The sequence below is a fragment of the Bifidobacterium canis genome (assembly GCF_009727065.1).
In the GTDB taxonomy this organism is placed as follows: Bacteria; Actinomycetota; Actinomycetes; order Actinomycetales; family Bifidobacteriaceae; genus Bifidobacterium; species Bifidobacterium canis.
This window is the reverse complement of record NZ_WNLP01000009.1, coordinates 39193-65795: the sequence shown is the minus strand read 5'-3', so window position 1 is coordinate 65795 and position 26603 is coordinate 39193. Positions and strand designations below refer to the sequence as shown.

The following is a 26603-nucleotide window of genomic DNA, read 5'->3' as shown; positions in this document are numbered from 1 at the left end:
CCGGCGGTTATTCTCCCGCCGGCTTTCTTCTTTTCACCGCACTTGTTCGCACACGCACGCGTTCCCTATGCTAGATATCAACTCAAATACCGGCAGCAGAGCGACTCGCGAGGAGTGAAGCATGAACGAATTGATCATCTCGGGTCTGCGCATCGACTGGGATCTGCTCGCGGACTCGTATGTGAGCAGGATTCCCGCACTACGTTCCGTTGACGAACTCGAGTTCTCGTCGAACGTCACGTTCTTCACCGGAGAGAACGGCAGCGGCAAATCGACGCTGCTCGAAGCCATCGCGCTGGCATGCGGCTTCAGCGCGGAGGGCGGCTCGCGCAACTTCCATTTCAGCACGTTCGACGACACCTCCGATCTCATCGACGCGATAACGCTCTACCGGAAGCGTTCGATACCCCAGTCGAGCTTCTTCCTACGTGCCGAGAGCTTTTTCACGATGGCTACGCAGGCTGCCGATTATGACGGCGGTCGCAGCGTACTCTCGTCTATGCATGAGATGTCGCACGGCGAAAGCTTCATGGAACTGTTGCTTTCGCGCACAGGAACCGGATTGTTTCTGCTGGACGAACCCGAATCCGCGCTGTCTGCGCAACGACAGCTCACGTTGCTGGCGCATATGCATGAGATGGCTGGCGCTGGCTCGCAGTTCATCGTCGCCACGCATTCGCCTATTCTACTGGGGCTTCCGGGCGCGAGCATTCTGCGCTTCGATGACGATGGCGTGCATCCGTGCGCCTACGAAGACACCGATAGCTACCGCGTCACCGAAATGTTCATCAATCACCGCGAATTGCTGCTCCACCACCTCCTCTAGCCCGTTATTTTGCTGGTGGGGATATAAAACTCGGCAATACGCAACTAGACGAACTTGAAAAATGGCTATTTTTCAACGAAAACGATTCTTGGATAGTCGAGGCTCACCACGTTTTATGTCCCCACCAGCAAAATAAGAAATGCCGTGACGCCAACTCATAGTGTTGGCGTCACGGCATGTTCGTTGCGTTATGTGCGCAGCAGGCGATTACTCCTCGCCGGCAGCCAGCTTCGCTTTCTCGGCGTCGAGGCGAGCCTGCTCAGCCTCACGACGAGCCTTGAGATCGGCTTCGAAGCGGGCGAGCTCCTCGTCCACAGCCTCCGGCGGGATCTTGGCGAAGATCGGAGATGGTTTGGCAACCTTGGCACCAACCACAATCGGCTCGCTCTTCCACGGGTGCACGGTCTCGCCAAGCACATAGTGGCCGGTGATCACCGGATACTTGAAGTCTGGATCGTCGAGATCGCTAACCTCTTCGATGTGCGGCAACGGCGAGAACACACCTTCGCCGCCAAGAGCCTCCCACACCTTCTGCGCGGAATGAGGCAGGAACGGGGCAAGCATGTGGTTCGCGTCCGACACGGCCTGAGCCGCCACGTGCAACACAGTGCCGAGGCGTTCCGGGTCGTCCTTGATCTTCCACGGTTCGGTGGCGGAGATGTATTTGTTGATGTCGCCCACCAGCGCCATCGCATCGTTCAACGCGTTCTTCTGACGATGCTGCTCGATCAGCGAACCGATCGTGTCGAAGGCGGCTGCAGACTGTGCGAGCAGCGCGCGGTCTTCATCGGTCATCTTCGCCTCGACCATTGGCGGGATCTCGCCGAAGTTCTTCGCGATCAGGTTGGCCACGCGGTTCACCAGATTGCCCCACGATGCGGCGAGCACTTCGTTGTTCTGGCGCACGAACTCAGCCCAGGTGAAATCGGAATCCGAGGACTCCGGGCCAGCCGCCGAAATGTAGTAGCGCACGGCGTCAACCGGGTAGCGAGACAGAATGTCTTTCACATAGATCACGATGCCGCGTGACGACGAGAACTTCTTGCCTTCCATCGTCATGAACTCCGAGGCCACCACCTGCTCAGGCAGGTCGAGATGCCCCAGTTCGCCCGGTTCTCCGCCCTTCGAGCCTTCGCCGTTGTAGGCGAGCATCTCGGATGGCCAGATCTGCGAGTGGAACGTGATGTTGTCTTTGCCCATGAAGTAGTAGCCGGGTGTCTCCGGATCGTTCCACCATGCGCGCCACGCTTCGGGGTCACCGCTGCGGCGAGCCCATTCGATCGATGCCGACAGGTAGCCGATCACCGCGTCGAACCACACATACAGGCGCTTGTTCGGGTTATCGACCCAACCCGGCACCGGCACCGGAATGCCCCAGTCGATGTCGCGCGTGATCGCACGCGGCTTGACCTCTTTGAACAGGCCGATCGAGAAGTTGAGCACGTTCTGACGCCAACCCTTGCGCGTCTTCAACCATGCCAGATTCGCCTCGGCGAGCGCCGGCAGATCGAGGAAGTAGTGCTCGGTCTCCTGGAAGATCGGAGTTTCGCCGTTGATCTTCGACACCGGGTTGATCAGCTCATCCGGATCGAGTTCGTTACCGCAATTGTCGCACTGGTCGCCGCGTGCGCCCTGCGCATGGCAGATCGGGCATTCGCCTTCGATGTAGCGGTCCGGCAGCGTGCGGCCGGTGGACGGCGAAATCGCCACCTTCTGCGTGCCCTTGTAAATATAGCCGTTCGCCAAGCACTGGCGGAACATCTCCTGCACCACATGCTCGTGATTCTTCGTCGTGGTGCGCGTGAACAGATCGTAGCTCAATCCGAGATTGCACAGATCGTTCGCAATAACGCGGTTGTAGCGGTCCGCGAGCTCCTGCGGCGAGACGCCTTCCTTATCTGCCTCCACGAGAATAGGAGTGCCGTGCTCGTCGGTGCCAGACACCATCAGCACATCGTTGCCTTTCATGCGCTGGTAGCGTGCGTAGACGTCGGACGGCACACCGAAGCCGGCGACGTGACCAATATGACGAGGGCCGTTTGCATACGGCCAAGCGACGTTCACCATAATATGACTCATACGCCCGATTATCAGAGTTAGCTAGGACACTCTCGCCACTTTTTCACGCACTATGTCGCTCGTCAATTCACGTTATCCACATCATCTTCGCGCGGCACTGTGCATAATGCGCCGCGCATCCACACATGCGCGCACTCGGCCCGCGCAATCCACTTTTCCACACGCGCACAATCCGCTCTAGTTATGCATTATGCGCGCTTCCTACCATGTCGGGGACGCAAACCCAGCACTGCATATGTGACCTCTTATATTCACTTCACTCGAAAGGACGCAATCTCACGTTGACTACGAACGCGCACGACTACGGCAATATTTCTCACGAGACTGTTCCGCTCGACAACACCGGTTTCATGGTGCCGCTCGACCTGGGACTACCCGGCGACGAGAACCGCGAGGCCGCCGCGATCGCCGAGTTCAAGCGGCGGCACGCGCCACGCAAACGCGGAACGATCATTCAGCTCAAGCATCTGCCGGGGCCGCTCGCCATGCGCAAACTCACCAAGTTGCAAGCGGTTATGCAGCTCGACTCCGCGCATAGTGTCAACGCGGAGATGACGCGCACGCTGTATGGGCGCGCCACCGTGATGCATGAGCTCATTCCGCAGCACACCGCCGCTTGCGAGCGCACCGCCGCGTGGGTGTGGCTCGGCGGCGCACTTCCCGAGGATTATTTCGAAGTATTGTCTACCAGTCATTACCGCCGTGTGGTCTATGGCAGGCATATTCGTGTGCGTCAGCGGCGCGTGAACGACGACCACATGTCGGTCGTCGGGCAGATCAGATTGACGAATCCTGTGCGCACGGCGTGCGATCTCGCGTTGTATTCGCCGAAGGATCCTCATTTTTATGTTGCGCAAGATCTCATCTCGCAGCTCATGGAGCAGTTCCGCTTCACGACGGTCGACTGCGAGCCGGTGCTCGAGCACTATGCGCATTTGCGCGGTAGTGCGCAGGCGCGCGATCTGCTCGTTCGGTTTGAGAGCATCGCCTGAATGCTCGCAATATGTAGCTTCATATTATTCAGCGAATTATTCGATATTCGCGCGCGGCCGCTCGGCGCGCGCGAAGTAAGTGAAAGAGATACGAGGAAATAATGAGTACTCTTCGACCGCAACGCAGCACTACCCGACTCGCCGCCACGCGCACGCGAGACAGGCGGACTCTTCGCGCCGCGCGCAGAACACGCGGCACGCACGGTGCGACGACGCGACCGCCGCACGAGCGCAGCGCCACACGCCGCCTCAAAGTTACACGTGAAACATCAGTACGTCGTGCGCAATTACTGCGCCCTCCGGCACCACCGATCGAGCTGACACCGCAGTCTGCCAGTGATCCAAACACGCCCGCCGAAGTGCTGTGGCACATTGCACGCAATGTGCCAGAACTGCGCAAATGGGTGGTGGTCAACCGCGCGGCAGACGCGAATCTGCTCGAATACATCTCGCAGCAGGGCGGGCCGGGCGTCAAAGCAGCGCTGACGCTGATGCTCGAATCGATGGATCTCGCGCACAGCGCACGTCATCGTCCGACGACCCCCGCCAGATAGAACTCCGATATCAACTACATAGATGTTTTACTGCACAAAGAAGTTAGCGGATACGTAAACAAAGATTGCGTGCCGAACATTCGTGAGGTATTTCGCTTACGAGGAGACATTACTGAGCATATGTGCATATATCGGCGACAGTTTTCCAACGATTTCCGACGATCATACTTGCCGAATGAGCTAATAATGTCTCCTCGTAAGAAAGATGCCCCTGCGCCAACGCCTGAAACGCAATCCGAACGAAGGTGCGGCGCAAGTGGATGTGCGGTCGAGCCGCATTCCGCCGAGCAGCACGGAGCGCATGCAATCAGCGCAACGCGAGCGCGGCGTTATACACCTGCTTTTTATTGGCGAACGAACCGTCGGCATTCGGATGTTTTGCGATCACATCGGCGATCGCGTCTTTTATGCGCATGTCGTTCTGCTGCGCATACTGCACGGCGAGCTCCGCGAGTTCCTCCACGCTCAGAGCCTGCGGCTGCTCGCCCACCTCGTCTTCGCTCGCGCCGGCGACCACGAGCACCATTTCGCCGCGCGGCGGATCGTTGACGACGCTGGCGTTGATCTCGTGAATCGTGCCACGGCGAATCTGCTCGTAATCCTTGGTCAGCTCACGGCACAGAGCCATGCGCCTATCCGCGCCGAACACTTCCTCGAGATCCGCCATCGATTCGGCGATGCGATGCAGTGTTTCATAGAACACGATCGTGCGGCGCTCACCGCGCAGCGAACGCAGATATTGCACGCGTTCGGAGTGTTTGCGGGGCAGGAATCCCTCATAGCAGAAGCGGTCGGTCGGCAGTCCCGACAATGCGAGCGCGTCGAGCACGGCGGATGGCCCTGGCGCGCAAGTCACCGGCAGACCGCGCTCTATGGCGCGGCGCACGATTGCCAGCCCGGGGTCGTTGATCGTCGGCATGCCCGCATCGGAGACGACGAGCACCGTCGCGCCGTTCTCCACGTGGTCGAGCAGTTCATCGGCTTTGCCGCGCTCGTTGTGGTCGTGGTTCGCCACCACGCGCCCGTTCACATGCACGCCGAGGCGGTTGGCGAGCGCATACAGGCGTCGCGTGTCTTCCGCGGCAACGATATCCGCGCTTTCGAGCAGTGCAACCAAGCGCGCGGAGGCGTCGGCGGTGTTGCCGATCGGCGTCGCCGCCAATATCACTGTTCCACGTGGAACATTCACTTGCACGTTGCCGACGGTCACATTGCGCTCAGCCGCTGTTTGCTGCTCTTCCATGATTTCAGTATGCCGCGCGCCTCCCCCAATATCGTTCGCAAGTCATCGCAAAATTTCTCTCGTTGCGCCAGAATGCGCCCCTTCTCCAATATTTCCGCGAGTATCGGGCAGCTGGCAGAGCACAACGTGGGCAAGTACGCACCGCAACATCAGCGTGGCGCGAAGACGTCATGCAGATGATCGAGTACCGTGGTGAACACACAAGACACGGGGGAACGCTATGAATCAGGAATCAGCATTGCGCGCACCGGCTACGCGCACGGTTACGCGGCAGCGGGCGGCGGGCACAGCGCGCACGTCGACTCTGCCACAGCGGGTGGCGGCGCGCATCTATGCGTTCGCCGCCGCGCACACGGCACCCAAGCATGCGGCGGCTGACTTCGCATACACGTCTGCACAGCACAGCTCGCCGGAGCTCGCGCACGATCCGCATGACTCCGCGCCGAATGACTCTGCCAGCACTCCCAGCACTCACGCACGCGTGATGGCGTGGGTGTGGACGCTCGTCGTGGCATTGTTCGGCGCACTCCTGCGTTTCATTCGGCTCGGCGAACCGCGCGCAATGGTGTTCGATGAGACGTATTACGTCAAAGACGCGTGGACGATGCTGATGACCGGCGAACCGCAGAGTTGGCCCGACGAGGTGACCATCAACGGGCAGCTCGTCTCCGTCAACGACGCGTTCGCGAATGGCGACACGAACACGTGGATCAACGTCGCGGAATACGTGGTGCACCCGCCACTGGGCAAATGGCTCATAGCGCTCGGACTCAAGCTGTTCGGCGGTGCGGGCAATCCGTTCGCTTGGCGTGCGGCGACCGCCATCGCCGGCGTTATCGGCATCATTCTGCTCATTCGCGTCACGCTTCGACTGTTCCACAATCTGCCGATCGCGCTGCTCGCCGGCTTCCTGATGTCGATCGACGGTGTGTCGATCACGATGAGCCGCACAGGGTTGCTCGACATCTTCATCATGGTGTTTGCGCTCGGCGCGTTCAGCTTGCTGCTCATTCACCGCGACTGGGCGCAGGCGAGACTTCGCAAGGCGCAGGAGGCACATGCCACGAAGCCTCCGCAGATCACGTTCTCGTGGTGGCGCGTCGGCGCGGCGATTCTGCTGGGATGCGCGACCGGCGTGAAATGGTCGGGCACCTATTTCTTCGCCGTGTTCTGCGTGATCAGCGTGCTCTGGGACGCTTGGATGCGCCGTCAGGCAGGCTTCCCGCACTGGTTCTCACGCGGAGTGCTCGGCAACGGCATTCTCGCCGCACTCTACATGCTGCCGATCTACGCAGCCACGTACCTGCTCACATGGATCGGCTGGTTCATTCACCCGAACTCCTACATGCACGATTGGGCGCTCACCCACCGCGGTCAGGGTCTGCAGTGGCTGCCCGAAAGCGTGCGCTCGTTCGTCGCCTACCATCAGGAGATGTGGCAGTTCCACACGCATCTTGACGCCCCGCACGACTACAAAGCGAATCCGCTCACATGGCCGTTGCAGATTCGCCCGACGAGCTTCTACTGGGAGAAGCTTGACGGGCATCCGGGCATGTGTTCGCTTTCCCCTCGCTCGCAATGCGTGGCCGCGATAACGTCGCTCGGCAACCCGCTCATATGGTGGCTCGGCTCACTGTGTGCGATTGTGGCGATCGTCATTGCGATCATGAAGCGCGGCGATTGGCGCATCTGGGCGGTGCTCGCCGGCTTCCTCGGCGGCTGGTTGCCGTGGGCGCAGTATTTGCATCGCACCACGTTCACGTTCTATTCGATCGTGCTGCTGCCGTGGATGATTCTTGCGATCTGCTACGTCTACAACTGGATCCGCGAAACCACGTCTCGTGAGGTCTGGCTCATCACGTTGTGGATCACCGTGAGCTTCTGCGCCATCATCAGCGTGTTCTTCTACCCGATCTGGACAGCCATGCCCGTGCCATACGAGTTCTGGCGCATTCACATGTGGCTCCCCTCCTGGATCTAGCGAATCCGAATCACATAAAACCCCAGCCAGCACAACTCGTCTGCACACACTCGCGCAGACGAGAGCTGGTTCTATTATCAAGTGAGACATCAGATGAATTACCAGATGACTTATCGGATGCGTACCCACCACTGTTCTGCAAAGGTGCATCATGCAATACATTGACACTACTATTCCCGGCAACAACGGCGCACTCGCACGCTTCACCGGCTACGTTCCCGACAATTCCGAGGAGATCGTTCCCGACCGCCTGCGCCCGACCGTGCTGATCATTCCTGGCGGCGGCTACTCTCGAACCTCCGATCGCGAGGCCGAGCCCATCGCCCTGCAATTCCTTCCCGCCGACTACAACGCGTTCGTGCTCCGCTATTCGTGCGCACCATCCGTCTACCCGACCGCATTGGTGCAGGTTGCGGCAGCCGTGCAGATGATGCACGACCACGCACGCGAATGGAACATCGACACGAACCGCATCACCATCCTCGGCTTCTCCGCCGGTGGCCATCTCGCCGCCAACTTCGCCACAACCGCTGGTGATGACGCCATTCGCGAGCAAGGCTACGATCCTGATGCACTGCGCCCGAACGCGCTGATGCTCGGCTATCCCGTCATCACCGCCGGTGAATTCCGCCATGACGGCAGCTTCCGCATGCTGCTCGGCGACAACTACTTGGACCCCACGCTGATGCACGAAGTGAGCATCGAAGAGCACATCGACGAGAAGACCCCACCGGTGTTCGTCTGGCATACGATGACCGACGATTGCGTGCCGGTGGAGAACACGTTGCAGCTGATCGCAGCCTGCCACGCCGCGAACGTGCCGATCGAAGCGCACCTGTTCCCGCAAGGCGGGCATGGGCTCGGACTCGGCACCGCAATGACCGGCTGGGGTGGCACGAATGGCATCGAGCCCGCCATTCAAAGCTGGCCGACGCTCGCCCTCGACTGGCTCTCGCGCACCTTCGCCTGAGAGAGTTTTTTGAAGCATTGCCCGCGCAGATTGCCTTTGTGCATATTCGCGCGCGATGTACTACTCTGCCACCACAATAGATATTCGAAAGATATTCGCAGTTCACGCGCGAGGAGGACCAATGATTGACGCATGGCAGCAGATCTTGGATCAGCAGCACCAGTCGAGCGATTCACATCGTCACACCATCTCCTCGCACGAGATCACTGTGCGCGACACCACGTCCGGCAAGCGGTTCGTCAAGCGCAAGCGCATGAGTCAGGAGGAGCGTCACCTGCAGATTCTGAGCGCGGCGACAAAAATCCTGGCGGTCAAAGGCTACTGGGGCATGAGCTTGCAAGATATCTCCGACGAGATCGGCATCAGCGAGGCCGCGCTCTATCACTACATCGACTCAAAAGAAGACTTGCTCAACATGGTGCTCACCGAGAACTACGACACCACGGAGGCAAGTGATTTCGCCGCATACAATTGCGCCGCGCTCGATGGCGACGGTCATTATGTGTATTATTACCCGCGCTACTGCCTGAACACCGTACTCTATAACATGCAACGACCGGAGATGATCCAGCTGTTCTGCGTGTTGAGCGGCGAAGCGTTGAATCCCGATCATCCGGCGCACCAGTTCTTCACCGGCAGGCATATGCGGCACTGGGAGATGGTCGGCTCGATGAGCTGGATGCTGCCCGCCGGCATGAACGAGGAGCAGTTCTTCGACTTGTTCACGCTCGTGTCTTCGGCAATCGACGGTTTGCAGCAGCGCTGGCTCGCAGACGATTCGCTAGATTTGCTCGAGGAATGGCTGCATTTCAGCGATATCGTGTTCCCCGCGCACACGTGGCAGGGGCTCTATGATCCCAGCGAGCATGATCCTTCAGACACGCGCTGCCTGCTCCCCTACACCATTCAGGAACGGTAGATTTCACTTGCCGAGTTCGGGCACGCCCACTTCTTCCATGAACGCATAGTACGCGCCGATCAATCCCGCATTGCCACTGTGACGGCAACGCTTGATCTTCGTTTTGAACGGCTTCCAGTCACGGAACGTGTTGAGCGCGGACTCGATCATCGGAATGAGCTGCGGTTCGCGTGAAATACTGCCGCCGATGAGCACAACCTCGGGGTCTACGCTGGCGACGATGTTGAAGATGCCGACTGCCACGTAGTTCACCCAGCGTTCGACGATGGCGCGCACACGCGGGTTATCGAGCTGGCGGAACAACGTGCTGGGCAATACTTCGCCTTTGTCTGTGTTGAATTCGTCGGCGTACCATTCCGTCAGTTTTGCCGTCGACACGAAGTCGTGCAGCGGCAGCGCTCCGACGGAATCGTAATTGATGATCATCATGCCGAGTTCCGCGGCGCGCCAGTCTTTGCCACGGCGCAGTTTGCCGTCGAGGAACAATGCACCGCCCATGCCGACGTCGAGGGTGATGAGCACGAAATCGTCGAGTTTCTGTGCGTTGCCGGTCATGCGTTCGGCCATTGCTGCGCAGTTCGCGTCGTTTTCGATCCACGTGGGAATGTCTTGGCCGAGTCTGCGTGCCAGTTCTTTGCCGATCTGCTCTTTCGTCAGAATCTTCAGTGCGCCGGCGGTCAGCGCGGTTTGCGTGTCGGTGTCGATGAAGCCTGGCGCGCTGATGGCGATGCCGTCGAGCGGCACGGCGGTTTTGCGCACCACTTGAATCAATGCGTCATAGAATGCGTCGAGATCGGTGTTCGGCGTCGCAATGGTGCCGGGAATGCCCATGCGACCGTTTGAGAACAGCGCATACCGTGTGAAATACGTGTTGATCTCAAACGTGAGAACGTGTGCTTGCCTAGACATTGTTGAACCTCGTTTTAGAATGCAATGATTCCAGTGTATGCCGTGCTCTGCCAACGCCTGTTTACGCGTTGGCTCTCAGCGGTATGAGCTCGGTGCTTTTCATTCTTTCCGACCAACACATCCAACACATATCGAGCCGAATATATATGAGTCGAACTTGCGGCCACCTGCATATGGGTCGCAAGGCAGCTCCTCGCAACCCATGCATATTGGTAGGAAACAGGTGGGTTATTCGTTAGTGAGCACCAGCACGGCGAATGGGTTGAGCTGATGAAGCACACCCTGCTCATCGGTCCATTCGGTCGCTTCGTCGCCGGTGTTCGTGACAATCGTGAACACCGTGCCGTCGTCGGCGTAGCGGCGCATCACTTCGACGTTCTCCGGAGCGTCGATTGTCGGAACACCGGATTCGTCGATGATCGGGTCGATCAGCGCGCTCATGCCCGCATCGTCCAGCGCCGTGCCGATGAAGTATGCCTTGCCGTCGCCCACCTCGTGCACGGTCGCGGCGGCAGTGCCGGCGTAGAAATCGTCTCCGCCATAGGTCGCCAAGGTCTGTGCGCCTTCGAGTTCGATGATGCTGGCAACAATCGTGCCGTCGGCATGGTCGCCAGCCTCCTCACCGCCGAGGTTCACATCAATCGTGGCGTCCGGTGCGATCGCGTCGATCTCTTCGACCCACAGTCCGCACAGTTCACGCAGCGGCCCCGGGTAGCCGCCTGGAATCACCAGATCGAATTCGTTGTGGATGCCCGACATGTAGCCGGTCACCAGTCGTCCGCCAGAACGCACGTATTCCTCGAGATTGTCGGCGACGCCGGGCTTGACCATGATGAGCGTCGGCGCGACCACAATGTCGTATTGCTTCAGCACGTCCACATCAGCCGTGCTCTCGATCATGTCGACGGCGACGTTGCGCTTCCAGAACGGGCGGTAGAAGCGGTGCACTTCGTCCGGATAATGCAGCCCCTGCGTTGGGCCGACGCACCCTTCGAGCGACCAGTAATTCTCCCAGTCGAACATCACGGCGACGCGAGCCTTGACGCGCGAACCCATGAGCTGCTTCGCGCGATCCTGCAAGTCGGAGCCGAGCGCGCGCACCTCGCGGTATGTGCGCGAACGGTCTGAATTATCGTGCCCGATGACCGCGCCGTGGAAGCGCTCGCATCCACCGATCGACTGCTTGAGTTGGAAGAACTGCACGGTGTCGGCGCCGTGCGCCACCGCCTGCCAGCTCAGTTTGCCCACTTCGCCGGGGCGCTTCACCTTGCAGTATGGGAACCAGTTCTGCTGGTTCGGCGTCTGCTCCATCAGCATGAACGGTTTGCCGCCGCCCACGCCGCGCATCAGGTCGTGGCACATCGCCGTGAAGCTCGGCTGCGTGTCCATGCCGGGGTAATTGTCCCAGCTCACGACGTCCATCTCGCGGCCCCAGCTGAAATAATCGAGGTCTTTGAACGTCCCCATCAAGTTCGTGGTGATCGGCGTCTCGGTGTCGAATTCGCGGATCGCGTCGCGCTCAATCGTGTAGCATGCGAGCATCTGCTCGTTTTGGAAGCGGCGATAATCCACCTGCAACCCGGAGATCACGCATTTGTCGGTGCCGATGCCGTCGCCGTAGGTGACCGGTGGCACAACGTCGCTCCAATCATGGATCGTGTGGCTCCAGAAATTCATGCACCATGCGCGGTTGAGCGCTTCGACGGAGCCGTATTTGCGTTCGAGCCAGTGGCGGAATTCCTGCGCGCAGGTGTCGCAGTAGCAGTAGCCGCCGCCGTTGCCATACTCGTTGTTCACGTGCCAGCACACGAGGTTTTTCTCGCCGGTGTAGCGCTGTGCGACGCGCGATGCCAACGCGCGCGCGGCGGAGCGGAACTTCGGCGAGCTCGGGCAGAAGTTGTGGCGTCCGCCGAAGATCTGGTGCGTGCCGTCGACGCCGGTGCGCATGACCTGCGGGTATCTGCGTGCCATCCACGCGGGAATCGCCGCTGTGCCGGTCGCCATCACTATCTTGAAATCGTGCTTGTTGAGCAGCTCGACGATCGAGTCGAGCATCGAAAATCATATTCGCCTTCGCGCGGTTCGAGCAATGCCCACGAGAACACGTTGATCGTCGCCTCGTTGACGTGCGCCTGCTCGAGCAGCTCGACGTCGTGTTCCCATGTGGCTTGCGGCCACTGCTCGGGGTTCCAGTCACCGCCAAAAAGGAAGTCGCTGAACATCGCCATTACTTTTCTTCTTTCTGTTTCTGCTGTGCATTGCCGCGCGAGCGCTCGCTTCATCGCGAGAGAGAACCGTGTCTCATGCCGCCGCTCTGCCCACCTGAATACTTCTTATTTATAACTTACTCAATAAGCATTTATTAGTCAAATCGTCATACATATGACTCGCCCACTCTCTCGCCTCTGAGACTCGCTCCGTCCGGGAAGTTTATCCATTCCGGAGAATTATTCTCTAATTGGGGGTCCCGTAACCATTACGAACATACATTCCGGAGAATTATTCTCTCAGTTGCGCCTCTCTAATCATTACAAATATCCTCGCGGGAGAATAATTCTCTAAGGTAGCGAGCACCAGCCCTTACGATTATCTTCCGCGGAGAATAATTCTCTGATTTACGGGGCTCTACCTTAGAGAATAATTCTCCGGAATGGATGTTCTTCGCATATGCGGAGTGCGGCGCATATCTAGCTGATACGCGCCGCACTCCGCAGCTACTCATGCAAATTATTATTACTTATTATTATTCGGCAGATCAGTTGCCGTAGCTCACCGCGCTTCCCGCAATAGTGAACGGAATGCTCAGCGTCATGCCGTTCTGGAAAGTCACTTCGAGCGTAACCGTGCCGTCTTTCACCGACGCATCGTTGAAGAACGACGAGCGCATCGTGATGGTGCCGTGCACGCGATCCGCGGAATCATATTTGATTTGGAACGCCTCACCGTTCTGCAGCCAGTTCCACCAGCTCGAGTTCGGGCCGACGCGCTGGCCGTCTTGCATGGCAGTGATGCTCATCACTTCGTTGCCGTTGAAGTCGACGGGGATGGCGATGCCGTCCGCGCGCGTGCCACTGGCAGAAGCGCGCGATGCCGCCGGCTGCGTGACGCGCACGATGTATTGGTTCCACGCCGGCCCTGCGCTGAACTTCAGTTGCAGGTCTGCGCAGATGCCGTCCGCACCCTTGGCGTTGTAGACGCGCGTCAGATAGTCGCGCGTGAGTGTCAGCGTGGCGCTGGCGTCGTCGTAGGTGTAGTCGGTGCCTTCGGTGAGTCCGTCGATGCCTTGGAACGTGTTGCCGTTGAGTTCCAGCGGCAGCTTGGCGTCTTCGGTTGGCGCGGTCTCGTAGAACAGCGTGTTGAGTCCCTTCGTGTAAGACGAGCGACCCTTCAGAGCAGCCTGCGCGAGCGTCGCGCCGACGGCTGGCTTCTTCCACGTGTAGTTCGGATTGGTGCGGTCGATGCCCGAACCGTTGTCCCAGAAGTCGTACGAGTAGCCGTGCTGATTTGCTTGATATGCCACATATTCGTAGTACTTCAGCTCCTCTCCGCTTTGCAACGCGTCGTCGGAGGCGGAGTCGTAGGCGAGCAAGCCGAATTCGCCGATGCACACGCCGATATTATTCGCGGAGAAGTGCGCGTCGAGCTTGTTCATCAGCTGGTCGATTGCCGTGCGCGGCGTGTAGCTCGGGTCTCCGAAAATCGTCTCGTCGAAGCGAGTCTTGCCGAGGTTCGCGCTGAACACCCACTCCGAGTAATAGTGCACGGTTGCCATCACATATGGGTCGTTCAGATTAGAGATGAACTTCTGCGTCGCCTCGAGTTTGAAATCTTCGGCGCCGGTGTTCATCGTGGCGATGACGATCATGCGCGTTTCGTTGCCTTTGGTGCCGCGAATGATGCTGTACGCCGCCTTGTTCAGCGTGTCGAGCTTGGTTTGCTTCTGTTCGTCGGTTCCTTCGGCAAACTGCGGCTCGTTGATTGTCTCGAAGCAGATTTTGCCGGAGTCGTTCGCGAAGTACTGCGAAAGCTGCTTCCAGTAATCAGTGAAACGCGTGTATTCAGAGGCGGAGGTGTCGCCATTCCAGTTCTTGAGCCAGATCCAGGAATCGTGGTGCACGTTGATCATCACATACAATCCCTCGTCAACCGCCCAGTCGACGACTTCTTTGTAGCGCTTGAGCCAGTTCGCGTCGATCGTCCAGTGACCGTCGGCGCCCTGAGTCGAGCGGCGATCAACCGTCATCGGAATGCGAATATTCGAGTAGCCCTGCTCCTTGACGGAGTGGATGAGTTCACGAGTGATCTTCGGGTTGCCCCACGCCTCTTCGCCGGTGTCGGGCTTGCTCAAATCGGTGTCTTCGCCGTCGAATTGATTGCCCAGATTCCAGCCAGCGCCCATCGCCTTCGCGTATTCAACGGAGTTGAGCGTGTTGGCATCCACCTTCTCATAGCTGACGGTGATGTCGCTGGTCAGCGTGTAGTCGGTGTTGCGATACGTCAGTGTAGTCGGCACGTTCTTGGCCTCGGCGTTCACTTCTGCCGCCGATGCCTTTTGCGCGCCCGGAGCCACGAGTGCGAGTGCCACGGCGAGCGACACAACGCCTGCGGTTGTGCCGATAACGCGGCGGCGCACAGTGCCGTTGGAGCTCACCAGCGGAGCGCCGATGCACACTGCGGCGAGCGCGACCAATCCCAACGCCAGCGTCGCTGAACCAGTGGCAGCGAGCACTTGCTTGGCGTTGTGCATATCGTTCGCATTCTTCGCGTTCTTGCCGCTCACTGAAGATGCGGCGGCTGCGTTATCTACGCTGCTGTTGTTGCCTTGCGCAGTGCCCGCGTTGCCGGCGTTGCCGCCCGCCGGCTGCTGGGCGGTTTCCTTGAGCGTCAGCACCAAGTCGGTGCCGTTGCGCTGCGCGTGCGCGGATTTGCCCGCAGCGAGCTCGCCGGTCTTCCACTCATATGTCGGGTCAAGTCCCAGCTTCGTGAGTTCCTGCGGCACGGTGGTCACGCCGTGCACGTCGGTCAGATCTTCGCTACCGTTATTCGTCACATCGAGCAGATATTTGCCGTCGCCTATATTCTGCGCGGTGACGGTGATCTGCTGCGCCGGATTGGTCTCCTCTGCCAACGCAGACGGCGCCATCATCGCGAAGCACGCGGCTACCATCGCGCATAATGCAACGCATAGCGCGCGGGTTCTTCGGAATATGGCGGATGTTAAATGCAGTGACTGCAATTGCTCCCTCTTTTCTGTGATCGACCGCCGCGTCGTTGCGGCGAGTCTGCGGCATGGCGCTCGTAGGGGCTTCGATTTCTGCACACTGCGCTGCTTGCAGAGCGCGCGATTATTGGGTGCGCGGATTCAGTGTTTGTTGACGCGAGTATTCAGATTTCGAGCACATATGGCGAGCATTGCCATACCTCTTATTGATAAAGTAGTCAATAAGAGATGATTAGTCAAATCGTCATACATATAAATTCGCAGTATGCATGTGGCAAACTGTGCCGCTCACCTGGCAAATTATTTTCTCCGGAGAATTATTCTCCCAGCTGGAGCCTCATAAATCAGAGAATTATTCTCCGGAGAAGATAATCGTAAGGGTTAGAATCCTCCACAATAGAGAATTATTCTCTGATCTGAGCCTTGCTAAGCATTACGAACATCCATTCCGGAGAATTATTCTCCCAAGTAGAGCCGCGTAAAGTGGGAGAATAATTCTCCGGAGTGGATGTTTGTAAGGGCGGATTAGCGGCCGGAGATTTCGGGGCGCTTGAGCATAACCACCGCGCACGCCAGCACAACGGCGAGCAGTGCGAACCCACCGAGCACGAAGATGCGCGCGGAACCCGAGCCGCCAGCACTCGGCAGAATAATCGGCTCCGCACTGTTTTCGAAGAATAGCGTAGTGGAGTTCGAAATATGCCGCCCTGCAAAATCACTCGGTGCATTCCACGGGTAGTTTTCGTCGGTTATGAGTTCGCCGTCTTTCGGCACCAGCTTGTCGATCACGAAATACAGCGGCTCGGCAGCGAGCGCATAGCCACTCGGCGCACACGTCTCCGTGAGACGATACGCGCGGTTATAGGTGAGATTGCTGATGCTGAGTATGCCGTTCTCAGCAGCGGCATTCTGGTAATCGGGCAGTTCCACCCATTTGTTGTCGCTCGAATCCCATGCTTCGAGCGTGAACTTCGCACCGTCGAGCAGCTTGCCGTTGTTTTCGGCGTCCACTTTGCGCACGGTCACGCCGATGACGGTGGTGTCTGCACCCGCCGCAGCTCGCTTCACGTTGACCGCGAAACGATCATCTGCCGGAGCATATTCCTTCCCATGCAATGTCATCTTATTGTTCACGTGAATCCACGGTTCTTGAGGATTACCGTTATCGTCGGGAACGTGGTCGGCGAGCGCCGTGTAGCTGTAGTCGATGATGAGCGGCAGCTGATTCGGCACGTCGAACTTGAGCGTGTTCGTCCACTCCATGATCTGTTTGCCGTCACTATCTGGAATCAGAGTGGTTGGATGGTCAGCGGATATCGTGTACGAGTATTCGCTGAGCGTGAGCTCGCGCACGGTGATCGTGTCGGTTTGCGGCACGGGCTCATAAGCGGAATCATTGGGATTCCAAGTTTGGCAGTCTTTAGTGCTGGTATTGCACCACTGCAGCAGAGCCGTGCCATCTGAGTTGGTTTTCACTCGCGTGATGCGCTTGGAGCCTTCCGTTCCCTCGCTGACGGGCGTGTAAACGTGAATAGAGTCTGGATCGAGCACCAGCTCGCCGTTGTCGTAACCGAGTTCGCGCTTGTAGGTCATCACATCGTCGAAGGTCAGGCGTGCTGGCGAGCATTCGCCGGCGTCTGATTCCGCGCCCACGCATATGCCCTTGGGATTGACGCTCAACTGATAGACAGCTTTATTGGTGATGGCGGAACCGTTGGTGTCGTATTGCGGAACCTTGTTCATCACCTCTTTGTTACCGAGGTTGCTGTAGGCGTCACGATTTATGCGCTGCGTGTGTTCGGCGCTCACCTCTTGGTGGTCGCCGTATGCGGCGGTCACTGTGTTCTTGAACGCCGCGTTATTCATCTGATATGGCGCATCGTCGAATCCGGCGAGCACTGTCAAACGAATCGTGGTGTCTTTCGTGATGGTGATGCCTTGCCAGAATGCAGGCTTGAGCGTTATTGTCGCAGTCTTGGTGTCATCGTTCCACTGCGCAGTAGCCACAACATCGCCAGCGGAATTGCGCAATGTCGCATTGCCGTCATCGTCGAATTCAAACTGCTGGTCGGCGAACGCATTGCTGTCGTTACGGAACAGCAGACCACCATCGGTGTGCAGGTGCGTGCCCTCCGGCAAGTGCTCGGTGATCACCAGATCGGTTTCGCCGTCGGTTTCCGGTGGATGAATGTCAATAGCCCAATTGAGCACCTTTTCGTCATCCTGTGTCTTCAAATCGTCGTAGTTATGCGAGGTGTCACCGGACTGCCAGTTATCGCCGTCCATTTTCTCGACGCGCAGCGTCGGCTTCGTCTCGTCACCCGGCGTATCGGGAACCGTCGTGTCGAAGCTGCTCGACGCGCACGCTTCGAAGCTACCGAGGTTCACGCAATTATCCGGGTGCAGCCACCCATAGTTGCCTACGCCCGCATAGAACGTGGACGCGTAGTTCAGCACGATCTTGGTGCCTGCCGGCACTGCTTTATCGCAGGTAATTGTGAATCCGGTCGTTTTACCATCTGTTTCAGTGAACGTAATGTCGACCTTCGCACCGGTCAACGCCTTCTCGAACGCTTGTGTAACCACACTTTCCAGTTGTTGCTTCTGCTCAGTGGTGAACGAGTGCGGCAACACGATTACTGTTCCGTCTCGCCAATATTCGATTGGCTTCAGAGTGTCGGTGAGCGTCCAAGTGCCGCTGTCGCCCACACTCACGCCTTCGGTGTCGGAGCCGATTGTGAGCGTCCACGGCAGCGTCGCCGTCATCTGCGTGCCGGAATCGGTATTTTCCGTGTTGATAGTCGGGTTCCCCGCAGTTTTCGAGAACGGCGATGTCATCGTATGCGTTGCCGAAGCTTCAGCGCACACGCTGTCTGGCGCGCACAATTTTGCGGTGTTCGAATACGACGTCTGCTTGTCTCCCACCGGCGTGGTTGTGTAGGTGAGACGGTAATGATTCGTGTCATTTTCCGTGAACGTGTAGGGCAGAGAGAAGTTCGCGATCTCAGCTGGACTCCAAGAACCATCCGCATTGCGAACACTCAGTTCAAGATTGCTGAGTTCGCCCGCCTGATGGTCACCGGGAAGATCAGAGAGCGTCCATCCTTTGAGATTCTTATGCCAATCGTTGAACTCAACTTTCCAGCGAATACGACCGTTCTCGTCAACACCTTCGCTGTTTTCCAAATATTCGTGCGCGCATCATACCAATATTCAGTTTTCGCTTCGTCGGAAACCGTTTGGCCTTCGGCGTTGGTCGAGCTCACGTGGGCATCATTCGCGATTTTCACACTGTTGCCGCTGATCGGCGGATCCTTCACCGTGTATGTGAGCGTCACCGTCTCGCCAGCTTCGAGCCGCGGCAAATATGCGTCGATAGAATTTCCCGATCCGATCTCATCCACCGTCAACGGTTTGCCGTCGGCGTCGCACCAGCCGACTGTCTCCGGTGTGCCGTCTGCGTGAGTCAGCATCGCAGACATCGTTGAAAAATCAATCGTGGCGTTCTGCACGGCGTCAGTGAAATGCACGAGTCCCGGTGTGCCATAGTTAGAGAAAATCGTCACCGTGTATGGCAGCGTGCGCGCAGTTTCGTCGAAGTTCCCGTGCTGTTTGTCTACGTCGATGCTGTAGCTTTTGCCGACCACCACAACGACGCCGGAGCCCGGCAAATCAATCTCGCCACCGGTGGAATAGAATCCCTCGTCGATCTGCATATCGATATTCAGCCAGCCGTCGACAGCGCTGGTTGCGTTCGCCTTCACAGTAGCGTCGTTGAACGTGATCACAAACGTGTTGTTCTGCGCGTCGATCGAATATGTGCCGAGCGTTGTCTTTCCGTCGGAGCTTTTCACTTCGCCACTCAGCGCCATGCCACTTGCCACATCGAATCCCTTGGGCAGCTGGTAGATAACGGTGCGGCTCTCGGCGCTCAAATACTTCGTCCGCAATGTGTATTCGGCGTGCAAGCGATACAGCCAGTCCGGGTGATCGAACAAATCGATGTCGTAATATTCTTTGCCGTTTTCGTCTGTGCTCACCGGCATGTTCTCGAAATTGGAAAACAGCGGATTGCCATACTCACCGAGCACGGGGTTGCCATCTTCGTCGACTATGGGATGCGCGTATTGCAGCACACTCGTTTTGATCTCATCGCCGAGCACGTGATCCGTGGCGTGCGCAGTGACCGCGCCTATCAGCGCGCACGCGAGCGCCACGATAATCGCTGCCGCCGCGCGCACTACGCGCCTTACTCTTGCCTTGCCTGGCGTTCCCATATGCCACTCTCCCCTGTATCCCTGGCGTCATCGTCACATTCACCTCGTTGGCTGAGCACTCTCTCCACGTGCTTTCGCCAAGTTATTGATAAATGTATAAATAAGGGTTATGCCGATAGCATATCAACTCTTCACAATTTCGTCAAACCGTCGAACCAATGACTAATTATTCTTCGACACCCAGAGGAACATCCATTCCGGAGAATTATTCTCCCAGTTAGAGCCCCGTAATTGGGAGAATTATTCTCTGCAAAAGATAAACGTAAGGATTGGTGCTCGCTAATTGGGAGAATAATTCTCCGACGGGGATAATCGTAATGATTAGAGAGATACAAAGTAGAGAATAATTCTCCGGAATGAATAATTGGGACATACGCGAAGTGCGGCGCATATCTTGCTCGATATGCGCCGCACTTTTGGGTTAGTTGACAGAATTATCTGCTACTCACACGTTCTGCGGGTCAGTGCCCGGGCGAGCGAGCACCGGCAGCGTGTGGTAGTCGTACTGCTCGGTGTACCAGCGGCCCGGCTCATACTCGGTGCCGGTGATCAGGTTGCGCCACGGCATGCCGGAGCCATCGTCCGGCACGTAGAAGCGCGCGATGCCGTCTTCGTTGAAGATCGGCGCCACCAAGATGTCGTCGCCGAGCATGTATTGGGTGTCGATGTCTTCGCAGGTCGGATCATCCTGGAATTCGAGCACCATCGAACGCATCATCGGCACGCCGGTCTCGTGCGTTTCACGTGCACTCTTCTCGAGGTACGGGCGCAGCGTGTTCTTGAGCTCCACGAATTCGCGGCACACGTCCACAGCCTCGTCGCCGTACAGCCACGGCACCTTGTATGCGGTGGAACCGTGGTAGCGCGAGTGCGAGCTCAGCAAGCCGAACTGCGTCCAGCGCTTGTAGAGGTCAGGCGTGGCCTGGTCTTCGAAGCCGGCGATGTCGTGGCTCCAGTAGCCGAAGCCGCTCATGCCGAACGAGAGGCCGGCGCGCAGCGATTCCGCCATCGACGGGTAGTTCGATGAGCAGTCGCCGCCCCAGTGCACCGGGAACTTCTGGCCGCCGACGGTAGCGGAGCGGGCGAACAGAATCGCCTCGTCAGCGCCCTTCGTCTCCACGAGCACGTCATACACAGCCTGGTTGTAGAGGTACGTGTAGTAGTTGTGCATGAGCTCGGGGTCGGAGCCGTCGTAGTATTGCACGCCTTCGGTCGGAATGCGCTCGCCGAAATCGGTCTTGAAGCAGTCGACGCCCATCGCCACGAGCTTCTTCAGGTAGCCCTGATACCACGCGGTCGCCTCTGGGTTCGTGAAGTCGACGATCGCCATACCAGCCTGCCACTTGTCCCACTGCCACACCGAGCCGTCGGTGCGCTTGATGAAGTAGCCGTTCTTCGCACCTTCCTCGAACAGCGGCGACTTCTGGCCGATGTAGGAGTTGATCCACACGCACACCTTGAGTCCACGATCGTGCAGCTTCTTGAGGAGGCCCTCCGGATCGGGGAACTTCGAGGAATCCCATTCGAAGTTGCACCATTCGAGTTCCTTCATCCAGCGGCAGTCGAAGTGGAACACCGAGAGTGGAATGTTGCGCTCCGCCATGCCGTCCACGAAGTCGAGCACGGTCTTCTCGTCGTAGTCGGTGGTGAACGAGGTGCTCAGCCACAGGCCGTAGCTCCAGTCCGGCACGAGCGGCGCGCGGCCGGTGAGCGCGGTGTAGTTGGCGAGGATCTCCTTCATGTTCGCGCCGCCGATCACCGAGTAGCTCATCTCCTGCCCCGGCACGGAGAACTGCACGCGCGACACCTTTTCGGAGCCGATTTCGAAGCTGACCTTGCCCGGGTTGTCGACGAACAGACCGTAGTTCTTGTTCGACATGTAGAACGGCACGTTCTTGTATGCCTGCTCGGTGCCGGTGCCGCCGTCTTCGTTCCAGATGTCGACGCTCTGGCCGTTCTTCACGAAGTTCGTGAAGCGCTCGCCCAAGCCGTAGATCTTCTCGCCGACTCCGAGGTCGAGCTGCTCGGAGACGTGCAGTTCGCCGTTCGGATCGGTCACGAGCGCCTTCGCGCGCCAGCCGGAGTGCGCGATCATCTTGCCGTCGTAGATGTACGTGAAGTCGATCGTCTCACCCTTGGCGATGCGCAGCGTGAGCTTGCCGGACGTGAACAGCCATGCATCGTCGTTCTCTTCGATGCTGACCTGCGGATCGTCTTCGTTGAGCGCGAACTTCGGGCAGTGCGAGCGATCCTCACGGAAGTTGATCAGGCGCGTGGTGATGATGTTCTCGCGCGGGCTCGTCACTTCGATGGTGAGAATGCCGCCGTCGAGCGTCATGCCCGGGTTGTAGATCGGCGAACCGAATGGGCAGAACAGTGTGAGCTTGCTCGGCTCGGTGTTCGCGGTGTACACGTTGGCTGCATACTTGACGTCGAACCCGTCTTTGATGAGCCATCCGCCGTTGAGGAACTTCATGGTGTCTCCTTATATGTTTGTGTGACGTTCGGTAGTTAGAATTCTTTCACGAACATGCACGTACTGGTACTTGTTTCGATTGATTTCGACTGATTTTTCGATTATTTCGACGATTTCGATTACTTACTGCGCACCCGCTTTCCCAAACGACCAATATATATATTGGTCGCAAGAGAAGCGGCGCGCAGAATAGCTGACGGTTGCATTGCGAAGAGGCGGTCACCTGACCTTTCCGTTCAGGCGGAGGTCTTGCACCGATTCGCCGATATGGATTTCGGCGGACGGCGCGAGCGCGAAGGACTGCGTTTCGTTGCACCAATACCGCAACGCGGTTTCACGTGGAACGGTGATCGTCACCTGCTTACGCTCCCCCGGCTCGAGCTCGACTTTCGTGAAGCCCTTGAGTTCGTAAGCCGGACGGTCTTCATCGGTTTGCTCGAGCGTGACATACGCCTGCGGTACGGCTTTGCCCGCGCGATCTCCGGTGTTCGTCACGTGGAAATCGAGGCGGATGCTGCCGTCGAGGTCGCGCACTTCGAGGTCGCTGTATTCGAAGGTCGTGTAGCTCAAACCGTGGCCGAAGCAGAACCGCACCGGCACATGCTTGGTCTGGTAGTAGCGGTAGCCCACATAGATGTCTTCCGCATAGTCCACGTGCCCTTTCTTGCCGAACGTGCCGATCGAATGCGCCGGGCAGTCAGCGACATTAACCGGGAACGTCTCCGGCAGGTGACCGCTCGGGTTGACGGCGCCGAACAGCGTCTCCGCAAGCGCCGTGCCGCTTTCCATGCCGTTGTACCAATTCCACACAATCGTGGATGCCTTGCTCTCCCAAGGCATCGTGACCGGCGAACCTGCCACGAACACGAGCACGGTGTTCGGGTCGATGTCCAGCAGTCCATCGATCAGTGCGTCCTGCTCGTATGGCAGATCCATATTCTCGCGGTCGCGCGCTTCGAGGTCGTAGTCGTGGTTCAGGCCGCCGACGAACACGATCGGGTCGCCGCTTGCCGCGAAGTCGCGGGCGAGTTCCAGAGCCTCGTCGCGCAGGCGCTTTGTGCGCTCGGCTTCCTTGGCTGCGTTCGCCTTCGAGTTCTCGAGACTCTCCTCCTGCCAGGTGTCATCCTGATCGACCTGCTCGGCGTAGTAGCCCGGAGCGTAGGTGATCTCGACGTTGCCACCCAGGAACCCGTTGATGCCGAGCAGCGGCGACACCTCGTGCAGCGCCTTGATGACTGCGGAGCCGCCGCCCTTTGAGTGGATGCGGTCGGCGTTCGCGCCGACGATGAGCAGTCGCTTCGTCGCAGCGGCATCGAGCGGCAACACGTTCGCCGAGTTCTTGAGCAGCACGATCGATTCGCGCGCGATGTCGAGCGTGGACTGCGCGTGCGCGAGCGTCGCATACGAACCCGCCTTGCGGTGTGCGCGCGCGTCGCCGAGCATGTTGAGCGCGTCCATCACGGCGAGCACGTGCTCGACTTTCTCATCCACGAGCTTTTCGTCGATCTCGCCGTTACGCACCGCTTCGAGCAGTGGCTGCGCGAAGTAATATTTGTCGAAATCGTAGGTGACGCCCATCTCGACGTCGAGCCCGACTTCGGCGCTGCGCTTGGTGCTTTTCAGCGCGCTCCAGTCGGAGACGACGAGCCCGTCGAAGCCCCATTCGTCACGCAGAATATCGTTGAGCAGCGTCTTCGATTCGCAGCAGTGCGTGCCGTTGATGAGATTATACGCGCCCATGATCGTGAGCGTCCCGGCTTGCTGCACCGCCGCGCGGAACGCCGGCAAGTAGAGCTCGCGCAGTGCGCGCTCGCTGATCGTCTCGTCAACGTCGAGACGGTCGGTTTCCTGGTTATTCGCCGCGAAATGCTTCGGGCAGGCCGCCACGTCGGACTCCTGCACGCCGTCGATATATGCGACGCCCTGCACTGCGGTGAGCAGCGGATCCTCGCTCATATATTCGAAGTTTCGCCCGCACAGTGGCGACCTCTTGATGTTGAGCGACGGCCCCAGAATCACGTCTTTGCCGCGCCCGCGCGCCTCTTCGCCGAGCACGCGGCCGGTTTCGTGGGCGAGCGCCGGGTTCCACGTGGAGGCGACGGCAGACCCGCTCGGCAGATACGCCACTTCGTCGCGCGTGTTGTGCATCGGAGCCCAGTTGTCGTCGTAGGTGTCGGCGCGCACGCCCATCGGACCATCGTCATAGCGCATCGGCGGGATGCCGAGACGCTCCACGCCGGCGGTGTGGAACAGCGCCGCGCCGTGAATCATGCCGATCTTCTCTTCGAGCGTCAGCTGCGCAGTGAGCTCTCGGGCTTTCGCCTTGTTGGCTTCGCTGATCATCGTCATCTCTGGTCTCTCTTTCTGTGCGAGTTGTGTTCGCAAAAATCTTCTGTAGTACTTAATAATTTGTAATATTTACAATTATTATTTAATATTTATTAATTATTTAGAGTCTTCGCTGTGTTGTGCTGCTCACTATGTCCGCGTCGCGAAGCACGCAGACCGCGCAGCAGATCAGCCGATCTGTAATCGGAACCCCATCGGCAACGCGTTCTGTGTGCCCGCGTATTCGCTGCCGCACCGCGTGGTGACGAACTCGCGAATATGCAGGCCGTCGGTTGCGCGCCCGAACGGCACCGCCCCGACGCCGAGCTGCTCGACGCCTTCGATCACGCCGTTGAACGGCGGTTTGTGCTCGCCGTCGAAGCCGGCGAAGTTCGCGCACACGAGTTCGCGCGCCTCGCCCGGGTTCAGGCAGAAGCAGTAGATCGAGCCGTCGCGGGCGGTGAAGCGCCAGTCTTGAGCCGTCCACGCAGTTTCCTCTTGGTCGGCGAACATGCCGGCGTTCTGTACAGTCGGCCCCTCTGCGCTCACGCGCCACGGGCGCGAGCCGTAGATGCCGGCGCCGTTCGCGCGCAGCCAGTCGCCTATGCCTGCCAAGAGTCCGCGGTCGTGTTCGGCGATCGCCCCGTCTGCGCGCGGCCCCACATTGAGCAGCAGGTTGCCGTTCTTGCTCACCGCATCAATCAGCGCGATGATCAGTTCCGGCAGGCTCTTGTAGTCGAGCGAATCGGTGTAGCTCCAGGAGTTGCGCGCGATCGCCGTGTCGGTCTGCCAGACGAACGGCGTCGCGTCGGCGAATCCGCCGCGCTCGACGTCGACGATGCCCGCGCCCCAGGCGAGCGCATCGTACTTGTAGCAGATCGCCGCGTCGAGCCCGCGCTGTGCCATGCGGTTGTAGTAGTACGCGGTGAGTTTGCGCAGATATGGGCGGAACGCGCGGTGCTGCACCCACCAGTCGAAATAGAGCAGTTCGGGCGCGTAGTTGTCGATGATCTCGACGTTGCGCGCGAGCCAGTCGTCGAGGAATTCTGGCGATGGCGCGGGCGTGGAGTCGATGTCGAATTCGTTCGGTTCGGGCGTCGCCGCCGGCCAGTAGAAGTCGCCGCGTGCCATCGGCTCGCGCACGTCTGACTCGAATTCGCGGCCGTGCCCCATGAACCACCAGTGCTCCGCACGGTGGTTCGACGTGGCGAAATGCAGATTATGCGCGTGCGCCGCGTTTTTCAGCTCGCCGAGCACGTCGCGGTGCGGGCCCATATCGAAGCTGTTCCAGCGCGAGAGTTCGCTGCGGTACATTTGGAATCCGTCGTGGTGTTCACTCACCGGCATGATGTATTTTGCGCCGGCGTTGGCGAACAGTTCGCACCATTCGTTCGCGTCGAAATGCGGGGCGGTGAACATCGGAATGAAGTCTTTGTAACCGAATTCGCCGTGCTTGCCGTAGGTGTTCACGTGGTGTGCGAATTCGGGGTAGTCGCGAATGTACATGTTGCGCGAATACCATTCGTTGCGGTATTCGGGCACGCTGTAGAGTCCCCAATGAGTGAAGATGCCGAACTTCGCGTCGGCGAACCAGCTTGGGTTGGTGTGACGGGCCAGCGAAGCCCAATCTTCGCTGTATGGGCCGGAGCTGATCGTGCGCTCGACGGCTGCGATATTCGTCATTGAACACCTCCGCTACCCTGCTGGTGATGGAAAATGATGGAAATGGGGCGCTGCAGCCGCTGTGGCTGCGGCGCCCCACCGCTGGCATTCACACGGTGTGGATGCCGATTATTGAATTATTCAATTATGTAGTTATTGATTGAGC

At 58.6% G+C, this 26603-nt stretch carries 16 protein-coding genes and 1 pseudogene; 6 read left to right on the top strand and 11 right to left on the bottom strand.

What is annotated here, in order from left to right; translation table 11 throughout:
- Positions 1-121 precede the first annotated feature (121 nt).
- A complete protein-coding gene (locus tag GSD1FS_RS07970) occupies positions 122-826 on the top strand; it encodes an AAA family ATPase (RefSeq protein WP_155589134.1) in 705 nt (234 codons plus the stop codon).
- Positions 827-1033: 207 nt separating this feature from the next.
- Here the strand turns inward: GSD1FS_RS07970 and metG are convergent, their stop codons facing one another.
- On the bottom strand, positions 1034-2905 hold the full coding sequence (gene metG / locus GSD1FS_RS07965) for a methionine--tRNA ligase (protein ID WP_155589133.1): 1872 nt from the start codon (positions 2903-2905) through the stop codon (positions 1034-1036).
- A gap of 281 nt (positions 2906-3186) precedes the next feature.
- Here metG and GSD1FS_RS07960 point away from each other — a divergent pair, with 281 nt between their 5' ends.
- Positions 3187-3897, top strand: a complete 711-nt coding sequence (locus GSD1FS_RS07960; protein WP_246166131.1) for a hypothetical protein — start codon at positions 3187-3189, stop codon at positions 3895-3897.
- A gap of 101 nt (positions 3898-3998) precedes the next feature.
- A complete protein-coding gene (locus GSD1FS_RS09985) occupies positions 3999-4451 on the top strand; it encodes a variant leucine-rich repeat-containing protein (RefSeq protein WP_246166128.1) in 453 nt (150 codons plus the stop codon).
- 307 nt (positions 4452-4758) lie between these two features.
- Here GSD1FS_RS09985 and rsmI read toward each other — a convergent pair whose 3' ends face one another.
- Positions 4759-5694, bottom strand: a complete 936-nt coding sequence (rsmI, locus tag GSD1FS_RS07950; protein WP_155589132.1) for a 16S rRNA (cytidine(1402)-2'-O)-methyltransferase — start codon at positions 5692-5694, stop codon at positions 4759-4761.
- A 484-nt stretch (positions 5695-6178) separates the two neighbouring features.
- On the opposite strand from rsmI, the gene GSD1FS_RS07945 reads away from it, so the two are divergent.
- The 3 genes from GSD1FS_RS07945 (at position 6179) to GSD1FS_RS07935 (ending at position 9564) form a co-directional block, all read left to right on the top strand.
- Positions 6179-7675 carry a dolichyl-phosphate-mannose--protein mannosyltransferase gene (locus GSD1FS_RS07945; protein ID WP_155589158.1) on the top strand — a complete coding sequence of 499 codons (1497 nt, stop codon included), beginning with the start codon at positions 6179-6181 and terminating at the stop codon, positions 7673-7675.
- Between the two features lie 151 nt (positions 7676-7826).
- Positions 7827-8645: an alpha/beta hydrolase gene (locus GSD1FS_RS07940; protein ID WP_155589131.1), complete on the top strand. Its 819-nt coding sequence runs from the start codon at positions 7827-7829 to the stop codon at positions 8643-8645.
- Between the two features lie 121 nt (positions 8646-8766).
- Complete coding sequence (locus GSD1FS_RS07935; RefSeq protein WP_155589130.1) at positions 8767-9564, top strand: TetR/AcrR family transcriptional regulator; 798 nt, start codon at positions 8767-8769, stop codon at positions 9562-9564.
- 3 nt (positions 9565-9567) lie between these two features.
- On the opposite strand, the gene GSD1FS_RS07930 is transcribed toward GSD1FS_RS07935, so the two are convergent.
- The 9 genes and pseudogenes from GSD1FS_RS07930 to GSD1FS_RS07900 form a co-directional block, all read right to left on the bottom strand.
- Positions 9568-10473, bottom strand: a complete 906-nt coding sequence (locus GSD1FS_RS07930; protein ID WP_155589129.1) for an ROK family protein — start codon at positions 10471-10473, stop codon at positions 9568-9570.
- 228 nt (positions 10474-10701) lie between these two features.
- A complete protein-coding gene (locus GSD1FS_RS09980) occupies positions 10702-11496 on the bottom strand; it encodes a beta-galactosidase (protein ID WP_246166158.1) in 795 nt (264 codons plus the stop codon).
- A gap of 111 nt (positions 11497-11607) precedes the next feature.
- Positions 11608-12695 (bottom strand): annotated as a pseudogene (locus GSD1FS_RS09975) (beta-galactosidase); the annotation flags it as partial.
- Between the two features lie 533 nt (positions 12696-13228).
- Entirely contained in the window at positions 13229-15640 is a 2412-nt protein-coding gene (locus GSD1FS_RS07920) for a cellulase family glycosylhydrolase (protein ID WP_155589128.1), read from the bottom strand.
- A gap of 579 nt (positions 15641-16219) precedes the next feature.
- The gene (locus GSD1FS_RS10300; protein ID WP_343030264.1) at positions 16220-16816 is read right to left on the bottom strand and encodes a SpaA isopeptide-forming pilin-related protein; all 597 of its coding nucleotides are present in this window, start codon (positions 16814-16816) and stop codon (positions 16220-16222) included.
- A gap of 1919 nt (positions 16817-18735) precedes the next feature.
- A complete protein-coding gene (locus tag GSD1FS_RS10295) occupies positions 18736-19935 on the bottom strand; it encodes a hypothetical protein (RefSeq protein WP_343030261.1) in 1200 nt (399 codons plus the stop codon).
- A 481-nt stretch (positions 19936-20416) separates the two neighbouring features.
- Positions 20417-22447: an alpha-xylosidase gene (gene yicI / locus GSD1FS_RS07910; RefSeq protein ID WP_155589126.1), complete on the bottom strand. Its 2031-nt coding sequence runs from the start codon at positions 22445-22447 to the stop codon at positions 20417-20419.
- A gap of 219 nt (positions 22448-22666) precedes the next feature.
- Positions 22667-24796, bottom strand: coding sequence for a beta-glucosidase family protein (locus GSD1FS_RS07905; protein WP_155589125.1), 2130 nt, complete (start codon positions 24794-24796; stop codon positions 22667-22669).
- 168 nt (positions 24797-24964) lie between these two features.
- Positions 24965-26458 (bottom strand): alpha-L-fucosidase, encoded by a 1494-nt coding sequence (locus GSD1FS_RS07900; RefSeq protein ID WP_155589124.1) that lies wholly within the window; start codon positions 26456-26458, stop codon positions 24965-24967.
- Positions 26459-26603: the final 145 nt, after the last annotated feature.

What these genes read in the sequence shown, in the direction of transcription:
- GSD1FS_RS07970 (WP_155589134.1), top strand. Translation starts at nt 122, where the DNA reads ATGAACGAATTGATCATCTCGGGTCTGCGCATCGACTGGGATCTGCTC.
- metG (WP_155589133.1), bottom strand. Translation starts at nt 2,905, where the DNA reads ATGAGTCATATTATGGTGAACGTCGCTTGGCCGTATGCAAACGGCCCT.
- GSD1FS_RS09985 (WP_246166128.1), top strand. Translation starts at nt 3,999, where the DNA reads ATGAGTACTCTTCGACCGCAACGCAGCACTACCCGACTCGCCGCCACG.
- rsmI (WP_155589132.1), bottom strand. Translation starts at nt 5,694, where the DNA reads ATGGAAGAGCAGCAAACAGCGGCTGAGCGCAATGTGACCGTCGGCAAC.
- GSD1FS_RS07945 (WP_155589158.1), top strand. Translation starts at nt 6,179, where the DNA reads ATGGCGTGGGTGTGGACGCTCGTCGTGGCATTGTTCGGCGCACTCCTG.
- GSD1FS_RS07940 (WP_155589131.1), top strand. Translation starts at nt 7,827, where the DNA reads ATGCAATACATTGACACTACTATTCCCGGCAACAACGGCGCACTCGCA.
- GSD1FS_RS07935 (WP_155589130.1), top strand. Translation starts at nt 8,767, where the DNA reads ATGATTGACGCATGGCAGCAGATCTTGGATCAGCAGCACCAGTCGAGC.
- GSD1FS_RS07930 (WP_155589129.1), bottom strand. Translation starts at nt 10,473, where the DNA reads ATGTCTAGGCAAGCACACGTTCTCACGTTTGAGATCAACACGTATTTC.
- GSD1FS_RS09980 (WP_246166158.1), bottom strand. Translation starts at nt 11,496, where the DNA reads ATGTTCGACTGGGAGAATTACTGGTCGCTCGAAGGGTGCGTCGGCCCA.
- GSD1FS_RS07920 (WP_155589128.1), bottom strand. Translation starts at nt 15,640, where the DNA reads ATGGTAGCCGCGTGCTTCGCGATGATGGCGCCGTCTGCGTTGGCAGAG.
- GSD1FS_RS10300 (WP_343030264.1), bottom strand. Translation starts at nt 16,816, where the DNA reads ATGACATTGCATGGGAAGGAATATGCTCCGGCAGATGATCGTTTCGCG.
- yicI (WP_155589126.1), bottom strand. Translation starts at nt 22,447, where the DNA reads ATGAAGTTCCTCAACGGCGGATGGCTCATCAAAGACGGGTTCGACGTC.
- GSD1FS_RS07905 (WP_155589125.1), bottom strand. Translation starts at nt 24,796, where the DNA reads ATGACGATGATCAGCGAAGCCAACAAGGCGAAAGCCCGAGAGCTCACT.
- GSD1FS_RS07900 (WP_155589124.1), bottom strand. Translation starts at nt 26,458, where the DNA reads ATGACGAATATCGCAGCCGTCGAGCGCACGATCAGCTCCGGCCCATAC.